Source organism: Stenotrophomonas sp. SrG, assembly GCF_050031795.1.
Classification (GTDB): Bacteria; Pseudomonadota; Gammaproteobacteria; order Xanthomonadales; family Xanthomonadaceae; genus Stenotrophomonas; species Stenotrophomonas rhizophila_A.
In genome coordinates this window covers 146,409-165,278 of the sequence record NZ_JBNBBE010000011.1, presented here as the reverse complement: position 1 = coordinate 165,278, position 18,870 = coordinate 146,409, and the positions used below count along the sequence as shown (strand labels likewise).

The 18,870-nt window shown below is 67.5% G+C and carries 18 protein-coding genes; 5 read left to right on the top strand and 13 right to left on the bottom strand.

The window, feature by feature from the left end:
* The 4 genes from ACQG3P_RS12385 to ACQG3P_RS12370 all read right to left on the bottom strand — a co-directional run.
* Positions 1–314: biotin/lipoyl-containing protein (locus tag ACQG3P_RS12385; RefSeq protein ID WP_426805223.1), on the bottom strand; the 314-nt coding region annotated here is incomplete at its 3' end.
* 17 nt (positions 315–331) lie between these two features.
* Positions 332–982 carry a hypothetical protein gene (locus ACQG3P_RS12380; RefSeq protein WP_426805222.1) on the bottom strand — a complete coding sequence of 217 codons (651 nt, stop codon included), beginning with the start codon at positions 980–982 and terminating at the stop codon, positions 332–334.
* The gene (gene aceF, locus ACQG3P_RS12375; RefSeq protein ID WP_426805221.1) at positions 979–2,697 is read right to left on the bottom strand and encodes a dihydrolipoyllysine-residue acetyltransferase; all 1,719 of its coding nucleotides are present in this window, start codon (positions 2,695–2,697) and stop codon (positions 979–981) included. The genes ACQG3P_RS12380 and aceF overlap by 4 nt, the downstream gene beginning before the upstream one ends.
* Positions 2,698–2,876: 179 nt before the next feature.
* The gene (locus tag ACQG3P_RS12370; RefSeq protein WP_426805220.1) at positions 2,877–3,431 is read right to left on the bottom strand and encodes a DNA-deoxyinosine glycosylase; all 555 of its coding nucleotides are present in this window, start codon (positions 3,429–3,431) and stop codon (positions 2,877–2,879) included.
* A 162-nt stretch (positions 3,432–3,593) separates the two neighbouring features.
* On the opposite strand from ACQG3P_RS12370, the gene ACQG3P_RS12365 reads away from it, so the two are divergent.
* Positions 3,594–4,226, top strand: a complete 633-nt coding sequence (locus ACQG3P_RS12365) for an OmpW/AlkL family protein (protein WP_426805219.1) — start codon at positions 3,594–3,596, stop codon at positions 4,224–4,226.
* Between the two features lie 235 nt (positions 4,227–4,461).
* A complete protein-coding gene (gene glpK / locus ACQG3P_RS12360; RefSeq protein ID WP_426805218.1) occupies positions 4,462–5,964 on the top strand; it encodes a glycerol kinase GlpK in 1,503 nt (500 codons plus the stop codon).
* Positions 5,965–5,993: 29 nt separating this feature from the next.
* Here glpK and ACQG3P_RS12355 read toward each other — a convergent pair whose 3' ends face one another.
* Together ACQG3P_RS12355 and ACQG3P_RS12350 are read right to left on the bottom strand one after the other, a co-directional pair.
* Entirely contained in the window at positions 5,994–6,788 is a 795-nt protein-coding gene (locus tag ACQG3P_RS12355; RefSeq protein ID WP_184125734.1) for a MetQ/NlpA family ABC transporter substrate-binding protein, read from the bottom strand.
* A 93-nt stretch (positions 6,789–6,881) separates the two neighbouring features.
* Positions 6,882–7,847 carry a helix-turn-helix transcriptional regulator gene (locus ACQG3P_RS12350; RefSeq protein WP_068854112.1) on the bottom strand — a complete coding sequence of 322 codons (966 nt, stop codon included), beginning with the start codon at positions 7,845–7,847 and terminating at the stop codon, positions 6,882–6,884.
* Positions 7,848–7,936: 89 nt separating this feature from the next.
* On the opposite strand from ACQG3P_RS12350, the gene ACQG3P_RS12345 reads away from it, so the two are divergent.
* Together ACQG3P_RS12345 and ACQG3P_RS12340 are read left to right on the top strand one after the other, a co-directional pair.
* Positions 7,937–8,566, top strand: a complete 630-nt coding sequence (locus tag ACQG3P_RS12345; RefSeq protein ID WP_426805217.1) for a hypothetical protein — start codon at positions 7,937–7,939, stop codon at positions 8,564–8,566.
* Between the two features lie 116 nt (positions 8,567–8,682).
* Positions 8,683–9,459, top strand: a complete 777-nt coding sequence (locus ACQG3P_RS12340; RefSeq protein ID WP_068854114.1) for a DUF481 domain-containing protein — start codon at positions 8,683–8,685, stop codon at positions 9,457–9,459.
* A gap of 80 nt (positions 9,460–9,539) precedes the next feature.
* On the opposite strand, the gene hemC is transcribed toward ACQG3P_RS12340, so the two are convergent.
* The 6 genes from hemC to ACQG3P_RS12310 form a co-directional block, all read right to left on the bottom strand.
* Positions 9,540–10,451, bottom strand: coding sequence for a hydroxymethylbilane synthase (gene hemC, locus ACQG3P_RS12335; protein ID WP_426805216.1), 912 nt, complete (start codon positions 10,449–10,451; stop codon positions 9,540–9,542).
* Positions 10,452–10,468: 17 nt separating this feature from the next.
* A complete protein-coding gene (locus tag ACQG3P_RS12330; RefSeq protein WP_176472593.1) occupies positions 10,469–11,239 on the bottom strand; it encodes a LytR/AlgR family response regulator transcription factor in 771 nt (256 codons plus the stop codon).
* The gene (locus ACQG3P_RS12325) at positions 11,208–12,254 is read right to left on the bottom strand and encodes a sensor histidine kinase (RefSeq protein ID WP_426805215.1); all 1,047 of its coding nucleotides are present in this window, start codon (positions 12,252–12,254) and stop codon (positions 11,208–11,210) included. Before ACQG3P_RS12325 ends, ACQG3P_RS12330 begins: the two co-directional genes overlap by 32 nt.
* Before the next feature lie 3 nt (positions 12,255–12,257).
* Complete coding sequence (locus tag ACQG3P_RS12320; protein WP_426805214.1) at positions 12,258–12,932, bottom strand: alpha/beta hydrolase; 675 nt, start codon at positions 12,930–12,932, stop codon at positions 12,258–12,260.
* Between the two features lie 43 nt (positions 12,933–12,975).
* Positions 12,976–14,880 carry a glucans biosynthesis glucosyltransferase MdoH gene (mdoH, locus tag ACQG3P_RS12315; protein ID WP_426805213.1) on the bottom strand — a complete coding sequence of 635 codons (1,905 nt, stop codon included), beginning with the start codon at positions 14,878–14,880 and terminating at the stop codon, positions 12,976–12,978.
* A 400-nt stretch (positions 14,881–15,280) separates the two neighbouring features.
* The gene (locus tag ACQG3P_RS12310) at positions 15,281–15,460 is read right to left on the bottom strand and encodes a hypothetical protein (protein ID WP_426805212.1); all 180 of its coding nucleotides are present in this window, start codon (positions 15,458–15,460) and stop codon (positions 15,281–15,283) included.
* 196 nt (positions 15,461–15,656) lie between these two features.
* Here ACQG3P_RS12310 and ACQG3P_RS12305 point away from each other — a divergent pair, with 196 nt between their 5' ends.
* The gene (locus ACQG3P_RS12305) at positions 15,657–16,046 is read left to right on the top strand and encodes a DUF2628 domain-containing protein (RefSeq protein ID WP_068854119.1); all 390 of its coding nucleotides are present in this window, start codon (positions 15,657–15,659) and stop codon (positions 16,044–16,046) included.
* Positions 16,047–16,103: 57 nt separating this feature from the next.
* On the opposite strand, the gene ACQG3P_RS12300 is transcribed toward ACQG3P_RS12305, so the two are convergent.
* On the bottom strand, positions 16,104–18,701 hold the full coding sequence (locus ACQG3P_RS12300) for a methyl-accepting chemotaxis protein (protein ID WP_426805211.1): 2,598 nt from the start codon (positions 18,699–18,701) through the stop codon (positions 16,104–16,106).
* Positions 18,702–18,870: the final 169 nt, after the last annotated feature.

The following is an 18,870-nucleotide window of genomic DNA, read 5'->3' as shown; positions in this document are numbered from 1 at the left end:
TTCACCGGCGGCTTGCTGGCCGGGGCGGCGGCCTTGGGCGCTTCCGCCGCAGGCGCGGCCGGGGCGGCAGCGGCGCCTTCGGCGTCCAGCACCACCACCACATCGCCCTCGGACAGCGTATCGCCGAGCTTGACCTTGATTTCCTTGACCACGCCGGCAGCCGAAGACGGCACTTCCAGGGTGGCCTTGTCCGATTCCAGCGTGACCAGGCCCTGGTCCTTCTTCACCGTGTCGCCCACGGCGACCAGCAGTTCGATCACCGGCACCGCGCTGTAATCGCCGATGTCGGGAACCTTGATTTCAATAGCGGCCATTCGTCTTCTCCTGGGTCTCAGCCGGCGTTGCCGGCGAGCAGTTGCTGCAGTTCGTCGAGCGACTCGTCCAGATCCTGCCAGCGACGGTCGAGCTTCTTTTCCTTGGTGTCGCTGGCTTCGATCAGCAGCGCCACCTGTTTCATCATCAGTTTGCCGGCGCCGCACTCCCAGCGCGGGCCGCTGTAGCGCTCGCCAGCCACCTGGAAGGACAGCACCTCACCGTCGGTCACCGGCGCCTTGCGCCCTGCCGGCACACCCGAATCCAGCGCGGCCTGCCAGCTGCGCACCAGGCGCTGGGCCAGCGCGGCGGGGATGGCGACCTGGTACTGGTCCGGTTCCTGGTCCACGCGCAGCTCCACGCCACCACCGCGTGCACTGTTGTTCCAGTTGTACACGCGCTTGTCGGCCTCGCTGTAGCGCAGGGTCCACGCCTGGTCCTGGCTGCCGGGCAGCAGCGCCACGCCGGTTTCCACCCCGCCCTTGGGCAGGATGGTCAGCGCCAGCGCGGGCTGTGCATTGCCATTGAACAGGGTTTCCACGGCCTGGCCGTAGTTGCCCACCGCCGGCGGCCAGCCGCGGCCGATATCGGTCGTGCACGCGGCGGACGCGCCGGGCGCAACGACCAGCGCGGCCAAGATCACCGCAACGCCCGCCAGGCGCTGCCTCACAGCAGCACGCGCCGCATGTCGGCCAGCACCTGCGACAGGTACGTGGTGAAGCGCGCGGCCAGCGCACCATCGATGACACGGTGGTCGTAGCTCAGCGACAGCGGCAGCATCAGCTTCGGAGCGAATTCCTTGCCGTTCCAGACCGGCTGGATGGAGGACTTGGACACGCCCAGAATGGCCACTTCCGGTGCATTGACGATCGGGGTGAACGCGGTGCCGCCGATGCCGCCCAGCGAGCTGATCGAGAAGCAGCCGCCGCTCATGTCGGCCGGGCCCAGCTTGCCGTCGCGCGCCTTTTTGGCCAGCTCGCCGGTTTCCTGCGCGATCTGCACCACGCCCTTCTTGTCGACATCACGGATCACCGGAACGACCAGGCCGTTCGGGGTGTCGGCGGCGAAGCCGATGTTGAAGTACTTCTTCAGCGTCAGGTTTTCACCGGCCGCATCCAGCGATGCGTTGAATTCCGGGAACTGCTTCAGCGCCGCGGCGCTGGCCTTGATCAGGAAGGCGAGCATGGTCAGCTTGATGCCGGCCTTCTCGTTTTCCTTGTTCAGCGCCACGCGCAGGCCTTCCAGGTCGGTGATGTCGGCCTGCTCGAACTGGGTGACGTGCGGAATCATGGCCCAGTTGCGCGCCAGGTTGGCGCCGGAGATCTTCTTGATGCGCGACAGCGGCTGGGTCTCGACTTCACCGAACTTGCTGAAATCGACCTTCGGCCACGGCAGCAGGTTGAGCCCGCCACCGGCGGCGACCGTGCCACCGGCAACGGCGGCGCCAGCGCCGGTCAGCGCCGACTTGACGAACTTCTGCACGTCGGCCTTGGTGATGCGGCCGCCCTTTTCAGTGCCGGTCAGCTGGTTGAGGTCCACGCCCAGCTCGCGGGCGAACACGCGCACCGCCGGGGTGGCGTAGGGCACCTTGGACGGCAGCACGCTGTCGGCGTTGAACTGCACCGGCGGGCTGCTCGGGGCACCGGCCGAGGGGGCGCTGGCGATTTCGCGCGCCGCCAGCTTGTCCGGCTGGGCCGGCACGGCGACCGGTTCCACCTTGGTGCCGGTTTCGGCGGCGGCCGGGGCAGTGGCAGCGGCGGCCTGGCTCGGCGCCGGGGCGGCAGCGCCCTCGGCTTCGATGATGGCGACAACCTTGCCCTGCGACAGGGTGTCGCCGACCTTGACCTTGATTTCCTTGACCACGCCGGCAACCGACGACGGCACTTCCATCGTGGCCTTGTCCGACTCGAGCGTGACCAGGCCTTGGTCCTTCTTGACGGTATCGCCGACGGCGACCAGCACTTCGATCACCGGGATGTCGGTGTAATCGCCGATGTCCGGCACCAGCGCTTCCACCGGGCCACCGCCGGCAGCAGCCGGTGCAGCGGCGGGCGCGCTCTGGGTGGCCGGGGCCGGGGCGGCAGCAGCAGCGGCCTTGGCCGGGGCGGCAGCGGGTGCCGGCGCAGCCGCCGCAGCGGCCGCGTCAGCCACTTCGATCAGCGCCACGACCTTGCCCTCGGACAGGTTGTCGCCGACCTTGACCTTGATTTCCTTGACCACGCCGGCGACCGAGGACGGCACTTCCATCGTGGCCTTGTCCGACTCGAGCGTGACCAGCCCCTGGTCCTTCTTGACGGTGTCACCAACGGCGACAAGCACCTCGATTACCGGGATATCGCTGTAGTCACCGATATCGGGGACAAGTGCTTCCTTGATTTCGGCCATGGGGATAACTCCGGCAATCTGGTGTAGGGAATCGCCTATTGTGGGGGCATGAGGCGTCAGCGCCAACCAGCTTGGGCAATTTTCACTCGCTCTGTCCCGGGACAGCCTGTTGCAGCAGGGATGGGCGCTGCTGCGGCGGGTGTTCCAGTCGGTACCGTATTGTCCCGCTGCGGTCCGGCTCAGCCGGCCAGGACATCGGCGACGGGCTGCCACGCCACCTGCAGGCGCGGGAGCGGCCATGCCGCATTCGCCGGGCTGGTCGAGGGCAGCGACCACACCGACAGGGACGCCGCACGTTCGCCCAGCACCGGCAGGATGTAACGCACGAAGGCGGCGTGTGCAGTGGCGCCATTGCAGGCGACCGCCGCGAGGGCCGGCAATTGGCCAACCAGATCGGCCACGGCGTTGGGCACTTCGCTGCCGCGCACGATCGCCGCGTCCAGGCTGCCACGCCGCTCGCACTGCCCGATCACATCCCACAGCCCTACGCCCGCCGATTGCAACGCCTGCAGGCGATCAACGTAGGAAAGGCCCGCGTTGATCCCGGTCAGCGCCGACATCAACGGCCAGAATCGGTTGCGCGGATGCGCGTAATACTGCGCTGCATGCAGCGATGCCACGCCCGGCATCGATCCCAGCACCAGCACGCGGCAACCTGCCGAAACCTGCGCAGGCAGGCCGATGCACAGCGTTGGATTCGTCACAGTGTCTCCAGATGCATGAATGTCGCGCATTGCATGATCGCGCGCCAGCGCAACGATTTCGCGCTGCTGGCTGAACAGAACAAACTAAATTTTAACGTGCGTCGGATTCGATTCATGTTGCGGGGACTACGTTTGCCTCGCCCCGATGCAACGGGGGCCCAAGAACAAAAAAATACCTGAGGAGATTCCCCCATGCGCTCCATCCGCACCCTGACCCTGGCTACCCTGGCTGCCCTTGCCTTCGCACCTGCCGCCTTCGCGCAGGACAGCACCACCGACACCGCGTCGGGCAAGCATTTCGCCGTTGTCGGCGGCGTTGCACTGCTGCAGCCCAAGAATGATCCGCTGGAAGGCATCGACAAGGTCGATGGCGGCCCGGCGCCGACGCTGAGCTTCAGCTACTACATCAACGACAACTGGGCCGTGGAACTGTGGGGCGCAGCTGACAAGTTCGACCACCGCGTGCGCGGCGCCAACAATGCCAAGCTGGGCACGGTTGAGCAGCAGCCGATCGCGCTGAGCGGCCAGTACCACTTCGGCCAGGCCGACAACGTGTTCCGTCCGTTCGTGGGCGTGGGTTACTACGAGTCGAACTTCAGCAACGAGAAGCTGGCCAGCGACGCCGGCCATATCGGGCTGGAAACCGCCAAGGGCGCCATCGGTACCGTCGGCGTGGACATGAACATCAACAGCACCTGGTTCGCCCGTGCCGATGCCCGCTACATGCATTCGCGCCCGGACCTGACCGTCAACGGCCGCAGCACCGGCGACGAAGCCAAGCTGGATCCGTGGACCGTGGGCTTTGGTATCGGCGCGCGCTTCTAAGCGCTTCCGCTACACGTAGCAAGGCAACGGGCCCCTCGCGGGCCCGTTGTCGTTTCTGGCATTGCCCTTTTTACCGGTCGCGCGACCAACGGTGGGGCGCTGCCGCTTTCATTCTTCCTTGCGGCGGCGACGTCGATACTGCTCACCATAGCGAGGGGGAAGCCCATGGATGACATGCTGGATGTCCCGCTTACCATCGCCAGTGCATCGTGCCGGCCGCACCCCAGGATCCCCCATGGACAAACGCTACGTACTCGCCATCGACCAGGGCACCACCAGCTCGCGCGCAATGCTGTTCGACCGCGCCGGGCACGTCGCCGGGGTGGCGCAGCGCGAGTTCGGGCAGATCTTCCCGCAGCCGGGCTGGGTTGAACACGATCCGCGCGAGATCCTGACCAGTGTCTATACCACCCTGACCGAACTGCTCAATCGCGAGCAGATCGACCCGCGCCAGATCGCGGCGATCGGCATCACCAACCAGCGCGAAACGACTGTGGTGTGGGACAAGGCCACCGGCCAGCCCATCCACAATGCGATCGTCTGGCAGTCCCGACAGAGCAACGACATCTGCGAACGCCTCAAGGCAGAAGGCCACGAGCCGCTGATCCGCGCACGCACCGGGCTGCTGGTGGATGCCTACTTTTCGGCGACCAAGATCCGCTGGATCCTTGACCACGTGGAAGGCGCGCAGGCCCGCGCCGAGCGCGGCGAGCTGCTGTTCGGCACCATCGACAGCTGGCTGGTGTGGAACCTCACCGGCGGCGCGGTGCACGTCACCGACTACAGCAACGCGGCCCGCACGCTGCTGTTCAACATCCACACCCTGGCCTGGGATGACGGGTTGCTGGCGCTGCTGGACATCCCGCGCGCGATGCTGCCCGAGGTGCGCAGCTCCAGCGAGGTGTATGGCACCACCCGTTCGCAGTTCTTCTTCGACCAGCACATTCCAATCGCCGGCATCGCGGGCGACCAGCAGGCCGCGCTGTTCGGCCAGGCCTGCTTCGAACCTGGCATGGTCAAAAACACCTATGGCACCGGCTGTTTCATGCTGATGCATACCGGCATCCGCGCGGTGGCCTCCAGCAACGGCCTGCTTACCACGCTGGCCTGGGGCATCGATGGGCAGGTGGAGTACGCCCTGGAAGGCTCGATCTTCGTGGCCGGATCGGTGGTGCAGTGGCTGCGCGACGGGCTGCGCATGTTCGGCAAGTCCAGCGACTGCCAGGCCTATGCCGAACGCGCGGCCGACAACGGCGGGGTGTACATGGTGCCGGCCTTCGTCGGCCTGGGCGCGCCGTACTGGCGCAGCGATGTGCGCGGGGCGGTGTTCGGCCTGAGCCGGGGCACCACCAAGGAACACTTCATCCGCGCGGCGGTGGAATCAATGGCGTACCAGACCCGCGACGTGCTGGCCGCGATGCAGGCCGATGCGGGCATTGACCTGAAGGAACTGCGCGCCGATGGGGGCGCGATCGCCAATGACTTCATGGCGCAGTTCCAGAGCGACCTGCTGGGCGTACCCGTGCTGCGCCCGCAGGTGGCCGAGACAACCGCGCTGGGCGCGGCCTACCTGGCCGGCCTGGCGACCGGGTTCTGGAGCAGCCGCGCCGAGATTGCCGAGCAGTGGGCAGTGGATCGCCGGTTCGTGCCGCAGATGGCGGTTGACCGGCGCGAAGCGCTGTATGCCGGGTGGCTCCAGGCGGTGGAAGCGACGATGGGCTTCCGCCCCCCGCGGTAGGAGCCGACCGTTGGTCGGCTCTTCCCCGATCAGAACGCCGGCAGCACCGCGCCTTTGTACTTCTCGGCGATGAAGGCCTTTACTTCCGGGCTGGTCAGCGCCTTGGCCAGCTGCTGCACGCGCGGGTCGTCCTTGTTGTCCGGGCGGGCGACCAGGAAGTTCACGTACGGCGAATCCTTGCTTTCAATCGCGAGCGCGTCCTGGGTCGGGTTGAGGCCCGCGTCCAGCGCGTAGTTGGTGTTGATCAGGGCCAGGTCCACCTGGTCGAGCACGCGCGGCAGCATCGCTGAATCCAGTTCGCGGAACTTGAGCTGCTTCGGGTTGGCAATGATGTCGCGCTGGGTGGCCAGTGCGTTGGTCGGGTCCTTGAGCGTGATCACGCCGGCCTTGTGCAGCAGGATCAGCGCACGGCTGTTGTTGCTCGGGTCGTTGGGAATCACCACGTCGGCACCCACCGGCAGATCGGCCAGCGACTTGACGCGGCGCGAGTAGGCGCCGAACGGCTCGATGTGCACGCCGATCACCTTGGTCAGGTCGGTCTTGCGGTCGCGGTTGTAGGCGTCCAGGTAGGGTTCGGTCTGGAAGTAGTTCACGTCCACCTGCTTCTGCACCAGCTGGTCGTTGGGCTGCACGTAGTCGTTGAAGACCTTTACGTCCAGCTCCAGGCCTTCCTTCTGCAGGATCGGCTTGACCACCGCCAGGATCTCGGCGTGCGGCACCGCAGTGGCCGCAACGACCAGTTTGCTGGAATCGGCGGCAGGCTTGCCGCAGGCGGCCAAGGCCAGCGTGACGGCCAGCAACGGGAGCAACAGGGTCTTTTTCATGGGGACGGAATCCGGGGGGCTGCGTAGCAGCCAACCATACCGCAAGCCCCGGCCAGCGGGGTATCCCGGCCATATGACCGGGGGGCATGACCGCTATTCGTAATTGCTTAGCGCCATCATCAGCAGCGCCTTGGCCTGCTCGCGCAGCACGGTCGGCTCGATGATTTCCGCATCCGAACCGTAGTGCAGCACGTCCATCAGCAGCTCACGCGAAACGCTGTAGGGCACCTTGAGCTCATAGCGGCCGTCGGCCAGGAACCGGCCCTGCTGCTTGGAATGCCAATGCTCGTCGGCCACCCAGCGCGCGGCCTTGGCACTGAAGACGATGGTGGCCCAGCCCTTGGGCGGGCCGGAGAAGATGCCGTAGCTGGCACCCAACTGCTCGTCCAGCTCGGTGTCGTCCACGTCGCGCGCAACCGTGTCGACCACGCGGGCCTTGTAGATGCGGTCCACGGCGAAGCTGCGCAGGCCCTCGCGGCCGTGGTCCCAGGCGTCCAGGTACCAGTTGTCGCGATAGTGGGTCATGCGCTGCGGCGACACGGTGCGCTTGGTCGCCTCGTCGGTGGAACGGGCCCGGTACTCGAACGCCAGCTGCCTGCGCTCCAGCACGGCCGAGGCCACGGCGCGGAAGCTGGCTTCATCGAACTTGCGGCCGCGGTGCGGAATGACCCGCACCCGGTCCACCGGCCAGGTCGACACGCCGGCCTGCGCGGCCAGCAACCCTTCGATGCGCTGCTGCAGCGGTGCCAGCACCGACGACAACACGCCACCGCCGGTACGCGCCAGCAGGTGCTGGGAGGCCAGCAGGGCGTGCAGTTCTTCGGAGCTGAGCCATAGGCCGGGCAGCTCGAACCGCTCGCTCTCGTTGTCCTGGTAGCGGAAGCCGGCCTCGCCATCGCCCTCGACCGGCGCCATCAGCGCATCGCGCAGGAAGGCCAGGTCGCGATAGACGGTGGCGCGCGAACACGCCAGTTTTTCCTGCAGGGTCGCCACCGTGACCGGATAGCGGGCGGACTTCAGCAGACGATGCAGGGCGTTGATGCGTTCATATCGGTCCATGACCCGATTATGTCCGAGTCGCCGCCGTTGTGGCGGCCCGGATCCGAACTTCGGCTATCGTGGGGCCCCCTGCCCGCCCGAACCCCGCCATGCGCCTGCTGCCTGCCGTTGCCGTGCTGTCCCTGCTGCTGTCTGCCTGCGGGCAGGCACCTGCGCCCGCCGCGCCCGCCGCGCCCGCCGCGCCTGCAGCCGCCACGCCGCCGGTGCCGGTCGCCAGCGATCCCGCGCAGGCGGTACTGGCCGCCAGCCAGCGCTTCGGGCAGCTGCGCAGCTTCCACGCCAGCCTGCACATGCAGGGGCCGCGAACGCTGGACGCCAGCATGGAATTCGTGGCGCCGGACCGCTACCGCCTGCAGACCGACGAGGGCGTGCAGACCATCATCGGCGACACGTTCTTCCTGCAGCGCGCCGGCGAAGCCCGCCAGGTGCCGGTGCCGCCGGGCCTGCTGGCGCAATGGCGCAGTCCGTTGCCGGCTGACGCCACCGCCGCCGAACTGCAGGTTGAAGCGCTGGGCGAGGAACGCGTGGACGGGCAGCCCGCCCGCCGCTACCGCGTGCGCCATGCCAGCGCCGCACCGGACGGCATGCTGTACTGGATCAACGCGGCCGGCCTTCCGGTGCGGATCGAACGCCAGGGCCAGACCCAGGGCAAAGCCTTCAAGGTCACGGTGGAGTACAGCCGTTTCGACGACCCCACACTGCAGATCGCAGTGCCCTGAACAGGCGACAAGTCCAAACCTCTCCTAAAGCACGGGCGGGAAAAGGAAAAACGGCGTGAAGGCATCCAGTATCATCACGCGTTGCTCCTCCCCCCTGTTGATCCGGAGAATCGTTGATGTCCCTGCGCGTGACGTTGCTTGCTTCCCTGCTGCTCAGTGCCCCGGCCGCCTTTGCCCAGGACACCACCGACCTGGCCGCGATGACCTCGCCATGGAGCGGCAGCGGCGGCGAACTCGGCTTTGCCTCCGCACGGGGCAACAGCAACACCGAAAGCGCCAACGGCCGCCTGCGCCTGCGCTATACCGATGACGACTGGGTGCACAGCATGGACCTGTTCGGCCTGCGCTCGCGTTCGGAATACACCGAAACCGCCGACGATGGCACCGTCACCAAGCGCAGCAACACCACCGCCAACCGCTACACCGGCAGCGCCGGCAGCGCGCTGCAGCTGGGCGAGCACCGCCAGATCACCGCCACGGTGCGTTATGAGCGCGACGATTTCGCTACCTACGACCGCCAGAGTTCATTCGGTCTCGGTTACGGCACCCGGCTGGTGGAAGGCGACCGTTTCTACATGGACGCGCAGATCGGCCCCGGTGTGCGCCGCACGCACAACACCGAAGACGATGAAACCCGTACCGGCCTGATCGGCCGCGGGCTGTTCGACGTGAAGTATTCGCTGACCCCCAATACCGACCTGATCAACACCCTGCTGGTGGAATCGGGCTCGTACAACACCTTCGGCCAGAACGATTTCGGCGTGTCGGTGAGCATGAACGAGCACCTGGCCCTGAAGGCCGCCTGGCAGGCGCGTTACAACAGCGACGTAGCCGAGGACAAGCGCAAGACCGATACCCTGACCACGATGAACGTGGTCTACAAATTCAAGTGATTCCAGCGCGACGTGCCGACCAACGGTCGGCACCTACCCGCAACGCACGGTAGGTACCGACCGTTGGTCGGTACGCCCTGTCAGACGGCGATCAACTCGCCGGCGCCGCCGTCCAGCAGGCCCTGGGCCACCGCCTTTCCGAGCGCATCCGGGTCGTTGCCCGGGCCCCGCGCTTCGGCGCGGATCAGCCGCCCGTCGGCCACGCCGCCGACCAGGCCCTGCAGGAACAGATCGTCGCCCTCCCACTGCGCGTAGCCGGCCACCGGCACGTGGCAGCTGCCGTGCAGCGCGCGGTTCATGGCGCGCTCGGCTTCCACGCAGGCGCGCGTACGTGCATCGTCGAGCGCGGCGAACAGTGCCATCACCCGCGCATCGTCGCCGTTGCATTCCACCGTGACCGCGCCCTGCGCCGGCGCCGGCAACCAGTCCGGTGCAGCGAGCCGCGCCACGATGCGCGCGCCCAGCCCCAGCCGTTCCAGGCCCGCCACGGCCAGCACGATGGCGTCGTAGCCGCCGTTGTCGAGCTTGGCCAGGCGCGTGTTGACGTTGCCGCGCAGGTCCAGCAGTTCCAGGTCCGGGCGCAGCGCGCGCAGCTGGGCCTGGCGGCGCAGCGAGGAGGTGCCCACGCGCGCGCCGATCGGCAGCGCGTCCACCGAGGCGTACAGGTTGGAAATGAACCCGTCGGCCGGGTCGTGCCGGGCCAGCATCGCCGGCAGCGCGAACGGTGCGTCCAGTTCCATCGGCACGTCCTTGAGCGAGTGCACGGCGCAGTCCGCATCGCCCCGCAGCATGGCCAGCTCCAGCTCCTTCAGGAACAGGCCCTTGCCGCCGATCGCGGCCAGCGAGCGGTCCAGCACCTCGTCGCCGCGGGTGCTCATCGGCACCAGCACCACGTCCAGCCCGGGGTGGGCCTGGCGCAGGCGGTCGGCAACGTGTTCGCTCTGCCACAGGGCAAGCGGGCTCTTTCGGGTGGCGATGCGCAGGCTGGTCATGCGCCCATTATCGCCGGTTACAGGTGCTTGAGGTCCTGCTTCAGGCTCGCCACGCAGCGCCGGCTGACCTCCAGCGGGGCCTTGCCATGGCGCAGCACGGCCTGGACCTGGCCTGCGCCATTTCGTCGCAGCTCCACCAGTTCGTGGCGGGCCACCAGGCAGTTGCGGTGGATGCGCACGAAACGGCTGGCAAATTCCTCTTCCAGCGACTTCAGCGACTCCTCGATGAGGTCCTCGCCGCGCGCATGGTGCACCACCACGTACTTTTCCTCGGCCTGCATGTAGTGGATGTCGTCGATCGGGATCAGCCGCAGGCTGCCGCGCAGGCGCGCGCACAACAGCGTGCGTGCCTGCTGGCTGGGCGCGCTGGGCTGCCCGTTGCGGCCGGCCAGGAACGTCCGGGCGCGTTCCAGCGCGGCAACCAGGCGTTCACTGCGTACCGGCTTCATCAGGTAATCGATGGCAGCCGCTTCGAATGCGGACAGCGCGTGCGCATCGTAGGCGGTGCAGAACACCACCGCCGGGCGCGGATCGAAGGTGGCCAGGTGACGGGCGGCCTCCAGGCCGTCCAGCCCGGGCATGGCGATATCCAGCAGCACCAGGTCCGGCTGCAGCTCCGCGCAGGCATGCAGCGCCTGCTCGCCATTCTCGGCTTCGGCCACCACCTCGACCCCGGGCTGTTCGGCCAGCAGGCTGCGCAGGCGCTCGCGGGCGAGCGGCTCGTCGTCGGCGATGACAACTCTCAAGCAGGCTTCCTCACTGAACAGGCACGAAGATGTCGCAGGCATAGTAGCCGTCGTTCCATGCCCCCGTCATCCGTGCAGCCGGGCCGAACCGCCAGGCCAGGCGATGCGCGATGTTGCGCTGCGCGTGCCCGGCGCCCTGCATCAGCGGCAGCGCACGCACGTCCGGATCGGGCGCGGGGTTCTGGATGCGGATGTGCAGCTGCGCCCCTTCGAAGGACAGCGCAATGACGATGGTGCCGCCAGCCGGCAGCCGCGAAATGCCATGCAGCACCGCGTTTTCCACCAGCGGCTGCAGCACCAGGCGCGGCATCGGCAGGGTCCAGGGCAAGCCGTCTGCGCGTTGCCATTCCACCTGCAGGCGCTCCCCCAGCCGCAGCGATTCGATCGACAGGTAGGCTTCGGCCAGTTCGCACTCGGCCTGCAGGGTGGAGTCGCCCTCGCCCGCCCCCAGCGCGGCACGGAACAGGTCGGACAGATCCAGCACCGCGCGCTCGGCCACTTCCGGATCACGCCGCACCAGGCTGGCGATGAGATTCATGCTGTTGAACAGAAAATGCGGGCGGATCCGCGCCTGCAGCGCATCGGCCTGCGCGCGTGCGTTGGCCACGGTCTGCGCGCTCCAGCGATCGCTGACGTAGAAGTAGCGCAACGCCAGTGCCACGATCAGCGCGGTGACCGTGGCGCAGCCCAGGGTGAACCGCCAGAAGCCGACATCCCCGGCGAAACCGCGCGCATCCAGCACCGCATACAGCGCGTGCACGATGCCCGTGCAGGCGGCAGCGATCAGGGCGGCCATGGCTACTGCCAGCGCCGAACCCAACGTTTCCGGGAGCCGCGACAAGGTCGCCCGCGCCGCGCACAGACTCACCGTGACCGCCAATGCCAGCCACAACGCCAGGCCGCTGGCCGACAGGAAATCCGGCACGCTCCATTGCCGGCTGCCGTCGGGCGACAGCGCTACCACCACCACCACCAGCTCTGCCAGGCCGAGCATCGCGCCCAGCCGCGGCAGGCGGCACAGCTCGGGCAACCACAGCTGCTGGCGCGGATCGTTCATGGCTCAGGCGGCGGCGAAGCGTGCGTCCAGCCAGTCGCCCAGCGCCTGCAGTTCTTCGGCGCAGACCTGGTGGGCCATGGAATAGGAATGCCACTCCAGCGGGAAGCCGGCTGCCGTGAGCCGCTGGGCGGTGTCGGCAGCGATCACCTGCGGGATCACCGGATCCTGCGCGCCATGGGCCATGAACACCGGCGGCCGGGCGCCATCGGCAATGGCGGCCTTGATGGCCGCTTCCGGATCCGGCAGGTAGGTGGACAGCGCGATCAGACCGGCGATGGGCCGGGTCGAGCGCAATGCGGCGCTGAGGATGATCGCCCCGCCCTGCGAGAAGCCGGCGAGCAGGATGCGCTCGACGGGAATGCCGCGCGCTACCTCGGCATCGATCAGGGCATCCAGCGCCCGTACCGAGGCATCCACACCGGCGGCATCGGCGCGCGAGCGGAAGTCCATGCTGACGATGTCATACCAGGCGCGCATGGGCACGCCGTTGTTGATGGTGATCGGCTGCATCGGGGCATGCGGAAACACGAAGCGGATCGCCGGCCAGTGCGGACGCAGCAGCTCGGGCACGATCGGGGCGAAATCATGGCCATCCGCGCCCAGGCCGTGCAGCCAGAGCACGGACCATTGCGGGTTGGCGGCGGTTTCGTTGACTACGGTTTCCAGCGCTTGCGACATCGTGCGGCTCCAGTACGTTCTGGCCGCATTATGGGGCCAGATGTCAGTGGCCGGCGCGTTGGGCAGCAGCACGGCGCAGTTCGGCGGCGCGCTGCAGGATGGTCGGCGGGGTGGTCTCTTCCGGGATTTCCATCAGGCGCAGGCGGTGCAGCAGGTCGCCGGCGCGGCGCCCGGAAGTCAACGCGACCACCGGAATGGCCAGCACCATGCCCACCACCACCGGCGCCATCCAGGCGGCCAGCGCCGGCGACACCGCATAGGCCAGCATGCCCATGAACAACCCGAACACGCTCAGGCCACCGTAGCCCTTGATCAGCGCCGGCCAGGAAATGCCGCCGTCATCGCGCTGCTGTGCATCCCAGCCCGAATCCTTGCCGGCCAGCACTTCGGCCACGCCGCGCGACTGCACGTACATCACCACCGGCGCCATCAGCGCGGCCAGCACGGTTTCCAGCAGCATCGACACGAATGCGCGGATGCCCCCGCCGCAACCGCGGCGCTCGGCCGGGTCGATCAACATCGCGATGTAGCCCAGCACCTTGGGCAGCAACAGCACCGCCATGGTGATGGCGAACATGCGGATCACCTGGGTTTCATCCTGCTGGCGCCAGTACAGGCCCGGCGACATGTGCAGCACTTCGCTGAAATCGATACCGCCCTGGAACAGCGGGATGGCAATGCCGATCAGCATCAGCATCGCCCACATCGGCGCGGTGAAGTAATGGCCGATGCCGATCATCATGTGCATGCGGCTGACCCAGTGCAGGCCACGCGAACCCACCACCTTGGCGTGCTGCAGGTTGCCCTGGCACCAGCGGCGGTCGCGCACCAGCATGTCGGTCAGGGTCGGCGGACCTTCTTCATAGCTGCCCTTGAGGTAGGGCACCATATGGGTGGCCCAGCCACCGCGACGCATCAACGCCGCCTCGACGAAATCGTGGCTCAGTACGTGGCCACCAAACGGCTGCCGGCCCGGCAACGGCGGCAGGCCGGCGTTCTCGGCAAAGGCCTCGGTACGGATCACCGCGTTATGGCCCCAGTAATTGCTTTCCGCGCCGTGCCACCATGCCACGCCCCGCCCGATCACCGGGCCGTACACGCGCCCGCCAAACTGCTGCATGCGCGCGAACAGGGTACGCCCACCGATCACCGCCGGCAGGGTCTGGATCAGGCCCACGTCCGGGTTGTGCTCCATGCCCGCCACCAGCCGCACGATGGTGTCGCCGGTCATCAGGCTGTCGGCGTCCAGGATCAGCATCTGCGGGTAACCGCCGCCAAAACGGCGCACCCAGTCGGCGATGTTGCCGGCCTTGCGGCCGCTGTTGTCACCACGGCGCCGGTAGAACAGGCGATCATGCCCACCGACCGCGTCGCACAGCTCGGCGAACGCCTGCTCCTCGGCCGCACCGATGTCCTCGCGCCGGGTATCGCTGAGCACGAAGAAATCGAACTGCTCCAGTTGCCCGGTATCGGCCACCGACTCATAGATGGCCTGCAGGCCGGCCAGCAGGCGGCGCGGATCTTCGTTGTAGGTCGGCATCAGCAGCGCGGTGCGGGTATGCACCTGCGGCAGGGGCTGGTCCGGGTCGATGCCCAGCTTGTAGCCACGGTCGAACACGGCGGTGAGGAACCCGGCCAGGGCACCGGCAAAGGACAGCGCGATCCAGGCGAACAGCGCCACGAACAGCACCAGCAGGCAGCCTTCCAATACGGTGACGCCATTGGTAGCCAGCACCTTCCACATCATGTGGGTGGCGGCCACGGTCATGGCCGCCGTGCCGCCGAAGATGTAGAAGCGACGCAGCGCAATCATGCGCGGCGCGGTGCGCTGGCGCGGCGTCAGCAGGCGGCCTTGGGTAAAGGTCTGTTCGGGCATGCCCATCGGGCTTTCGACGGGCAGCACCGGGCGGCCGGCATCGATCACGGCGTTGACGGTCTGCACACTCATGCGCGGCTACCCTGCGTGCGCTTCCCGCCAGTGCTGCCCTGTCCTGCAGCGGCGTGGCCGTGGCCGGCGCCCTGCTGATGTCTGTGACTACCGGAACCCACGAACTCTCCAACGGCACTGAGGCGAAAAATGCGGCCCAGCATAGGGGGCCAAATGTAAGCCGCGCGCGAAGGGGCTTTCGGGGTATTTCTCCCCATTCAGCAAACTTGCGCAAGCCCTCGAACGGGCGGATTGCGACAAACGGCCGCAGGCCTTGTGCCGTAAGACTTTCCCTATTCAGGGCGTAGGGTAACCCCTGGCAGAAGGCGCCTCAGGGCAGCCTGGGCAGGAAGGCCGGGGACAGACGCACCCGGCTTGGAACTGCGCAGACCGGCGCTCAACCGGGGGGCATGAACCCGCTTCAGGCCGGGGTGGCGTCCACGGCCACATCGCTCTCCACCGGCAGGCGCGCCAGCGCGCGCGAACCGACATGGGAAAACTGCAGCTGTGCCAGCAGATGCTGCGCCTGGGTGGCAACCGGGCACGGCAGGATGCGCGGGCCGGCTTCAGGACGCTCAGGGGACATCACAACACTCGACATGGTCTGACTCTCGATCGCTTCCAATACACCCGCGCGGCACCCATGCCGCGAGGAATGCGAACCCTATATGAATTTGTGGACGAATGTGTGACGTCGCCCACGCCGGAATGCGTCAGCACTGCCGCGCGCCCGAAAACTGGCGCTTTTCAATAGTCAGCGACTATCATGTAACCGTTTTCAACATCATAAAGTGGATATGGATTCCAACATCGCGTCATCCTTCAGCCCCAAGTGGCAGTTCCGGTTCGACTTCTTCAATGCCCACGGGGCGCCAAACTCGCCGGCCTTCAAGGCCGCCTACAAGGCGCTGCCGTTCGGGCAGAAGGTCAAGGTCAACTTCAACTTCTTCGCCCTGTTCTTCGGCTGCATCTACCTCTTCATCCTGGGCATGTGGCGCAAGGCCCTGACGATCCTGGGCCTGACCCTGGTGCTCGGCGTGGTGCTGGCATTCCTGCCCGACCCGATCGGCCGTGGCATCGCGATTGCGTGGTCGCTGTTCATTGCGCTCACCACCAACTACAACTACTACCTGGAAAAGGTGAAGGGCGACACCAGCTGGAATCCCTTCCAGGGCATGCGCTGGTAAACCCCCGCAGCTCGCCTCACCTGAAAAGCCCGGTCGATTGACCGGGCTTTTTGTTGCTCAGAAGGTTTCCCATTCGGTCTCGACCGCTGCCGCTGCTGCACGCATCGGGGCCCGCTTCTGGCCGACGGCCTTGCGCGGTGCCGCAGGCGCTGCGGCCGGCGCAGCCGCGCCGGTGCGGAAGATCGCCACGGCCTTGCCCAGGTGCTGGGCCTGCTCTTCCATCGCCCGCGCCGCCGCGGTGGCTTCTTCCACCAGCGCCGCATTCTGCTGGGTGGTTTCGTCCATCTGGGTGATGGTCTGGTTGACCTGCTCGATGCCGGCGGACTGCTCCTTCGAGGCGGCGGAAATCTCGGCCATGATGTCGTTGACCCGGCGCACGCCGGTAACGATCTCTTCCATGGTGCGCCCGGCGGTCTGCACCAGCGCCGAGCCTTCGGCGACCTGCTCCACCGAATCGTCGATCAACTGCTTGATCTCCTTGGCCGCACCGGCCGAGCGCTGCGCCAGCGCGCGCACTTCGGAGGCCACCACCGCAAAGCCGCGGCCCTGCTCACCGGCGCGCGCCGCTTCCACGGCGGCGTTGAGCGCCAGGATGTTGGTCTGGAAGGCGATCCCATCGATCACCGAGATGATCTCGGCGATGCGCTTGGACGCGGCCTCGATTCCGGCCATGGTGGTCACCACCTGGCCCACCACCTGCCCGCCCTGTTCGGCCACGTTGGCAGCACCGGCCGCCAGCTGGTTGGCCTGTACGGCGTGGTCGGCGTTCTGGCGCACGGTGGAGGTCAGTTCCTCCATCGACGCGGCGGTTTCCTCCAGGCTCGCGGCCTGCTGTTCGGTACGGCGCGACAGATCGCTGTTGCCCGAGGCGATTTCGCCCGCCGCCAGGTTGATGCTGTCGGTCGCCTGCTGGATACGACCGACGATGTCGGTCAGCTGGGTCACGGTGGTATCGGCATCGTCGCGCATCTGCGCGAACACGCCGTGGAACTGGCCGTGCATGCGTGCGGTGAGGTCGCCGGCGGCGATCGCGCGCAGCAGCGCGGAGATCTGCTGCAGGTTGTCGTCGCTCACCTGCATCATGGTGTTGAGGTTTTCGACCATGGCGCGGAAGTCGTGGTCGAAGCGCACCCCATCGCCGCGCTGGCTGAAGTCGCCGCGCGCGGCGGCACCGGCCAGATCGCGGATCTGGGTATTGATCGCGCGCAGGTTGGCCTTGGTGGTGTCCATTGCATCGGTGAACACGGCCTGGTCGCCGGGCAGGCGGTCCATGTCCTGCGACAGATCGCCCACCGCATAGCGCTGCATCACCTCGACCAGGCGACGGGTGACGGCAATGTTGGCGCCCACCAGCTGGTTGGTGTCTTCGACCATGCGTCCGTACGCGCCCGGGAAGGCCTGCGCATCCATCCGGTAGCCGAGTTCGCCGGCTTCATGGCGCTGCGCCATCTCGCCCTGCGCGGCCATCACCGCACGCAGCTGGCCGCGCATGCGCTGCATGGATTCCAGCAGGCGGCCAACCTCGTCGTCGCGTGGGGGCGGCAGCGGCGTGTCCAGGCGGCCTTCGGCCACGTCCGCCGAGAGCCGCACGGCATCGGCAAGCGGGCGGATCGCCTGGCGGCGCAGCAGCACGTACACGCTGGCGCTGAGCACCAGCGCCGCGCCCAGGCCAACGCCGAGGATGATCCACAGCAGCGAGCGCGCCTGTTCGGTGATCAGCGCATACGGCACGATCACGCCCAGCGCGAACCGCTCTTGGCTGCCACCGATGCGCAGCGGCACATACGCTTTCACGTTGCCTGCGGCATCCGGAGTGAACGCCTCGAAGCGCTGGTCACGCGCCACGGCTGCAAGGACCTGCGCAGTGACGGCATCGTCGCGGCGCTGGCCGATCTGCTTGGCATCCTGCGCGGCCAGCACGATGCCGCCAGGCGAGATCAGTTCGACGTGGCCCTGCCCCATCGGGCGCAGCGCCGCCAGACGCTCCTGCAGCGCGGCCAGGCCGAAGTCCACGGTGACCGCGCCCAGGAACTGGCCGTTGTCGAGCACCGGGGTCGACAACGTGGTCATCAGCACCTGCCTGCCACCGATCTCATAACGGTACGGCTCGCTCACGGCCTGCCGCTTGAGCTCACGCGGGCGCAGGTACCAGTCACCATCGCCGGGGACGTCATAGCCCTTGAGTACATCCTGCACCGGGGCGCCGTCCTGCCAGGCCCAGTAGCTCATGAAGCGGCCGGTGGCATCGTGGGCTTCGGCACCGACGAACTCGGCATCCCTGCCATCGAAGGCCTGCGGTTCCCACAGCGTGCCCAGGCCCACCCATTCCGGGTGCGACTGCAGCTGCTGGTGCAGCACCTGCGCGGCGGTCGCGCGCGACAGGGTGGCAGCGCGGTGCTGCACCACCAGGCTGTCGGCCAGTGCCTGGCTGGTGGAAAACGCGGCGGCCAGGTCGGCACCGACCCGGCGCGATTCGGCCTCGGCCTGGCTTTCCATGGTCCGCCGCGAGGATTCGAGCAGCGCCTGGCTGGCTTCGCGGTAACTGAGGGCGGCGGTCACGCCGAAGCAGAGCATGGCGATCAGCGCGGTTCCCAGCATCAGCCGGTTGGCGATGCTGCCGGGGCGCTTGGAAGCGGACGGGCGGGACGTGGACATGGGGAGTGTTCCGGGCAGGAGTACAGAACAGCGCGCGCCCGAGGGCACCGCTACTACGTCACGCAGTCCATTGCGGCCCGCCCGGCACGGTGCAACGCACATGCAGGTCGGGTCATACGCTGGTAGCGGCCCTGTGCTGGAGATGTTGAGCGCCGGATCCTGACCGGGT

Coding starts and splice junctions, on each gene's coding strand:
- glpK (WP_426805218.1), top strand. CDS start 4,462: ATGGACAAACGCTACGTACTCGCCATCGACCAGGGCACCACCAGCTCG.
- ACQG3P_RS12350 (WP_068854112.1), bottom strand. CDS start 7,847: ATGGACCGATATGAACGCATCAACGCCCTGCATCGTCTGCTGAAGTCC.
- hemC (WP_426805216.1), bottom strand. CDS start 10,451: ATGACCAGCCTGCGCATCGCCACCCGAAAGAGCCCGCTTGCCCTGTGG.
- ACQG3P_RS12345 (WP_426805217.1), top strand. CDS start 7,937: ATGCGCCTGCTGCCTGCCGTTGCCGTGCTGTCCCTGCTGCTGTCTGCC.
- ACQG3P_RS12365 (WP_426805219.1), top strand. CDS start 3,594: ATGCGCTCCATCCGCACCCTGACCCTGGCTACCCTGGCTGCCCTTGCC.
- ACQG3P_RS12340 (WP_068854114.1), top strand. CDS start 8,683: ATGTCCCTGCGCGTGACGTTGCTTGCTTCCCTGCTGCTCAGTGCCCCG.
- aceF (WP_426805221.1), bottom strand. CDS start 2,697: ATGGCCGAAATCAAGGAAGCACTTGTCCCCGATATCGGTGACTACAGC.
- ACQG3P_RS12320 (WP_426805214.1), bottom strand. CDS start 12,932: ATGTCGCAAGCGCTGGAAACCGTAGTCAACGAAACCGCCGCCAACCCG.
- ACQG3P_RS12355 (WP_184125734.1), bottom strand. CDS start 6,788: ATGAAAAAGACCCTGTTGCTCCCGTTGCTGGCCGTCACGCTGGCCTTG.
- ACQG3P_RS12330 (WP_176472593.1), bottom strand. CDS start 11,239: ATGCCTGCGACATCTTCGTGCCTGTTCAGTGAGGAAGCCTGCTTGAGA.
- ACQG3P_RS12310 (WP_426805212.1), bottom strand. CDS start 15,460: ATGTCGAGTGTTGTGATGTCCCCTGAGCGTCCTGAAGCCGGCCCGCGC.
- ACQG3P_RS12300 (WP_426805211.1), bottom strand. CDS start 18,701: ATGTCCACGTCCCGCCCGTCCGCTTCCAAGCGCCCCGGCAGCATCGCC.
- ACQG3P_RS12370 (WP_426805220.1), bottom strand. CDS start 3,431: ATGCGCGACATTCATGCATCTGGAGACACTGTGACGAATCCAACGCTG.
- mdoH (WP_426805213.1), bottom strand. CDS start 14,880: ATGAGTGTGCAGACCGTCAACGCCGTGATCGATGCCGGCCGCCCGGTG.
- ACQG3P_RS12305 (WP_068854119.1), top strand. CDS start 15,657: ATGGATTCCAACATCGCGTCATCCTTCAGCCCCAAGTGGCAGTTCCGG.
- ACQG3P_RS12325 (WP_426805215.1), bottom strand. CDS start 12,254: ATGAACGATCCGCGCCAGCAGCTGTGGTTGCCCGAGCTGTGCCGCCTG.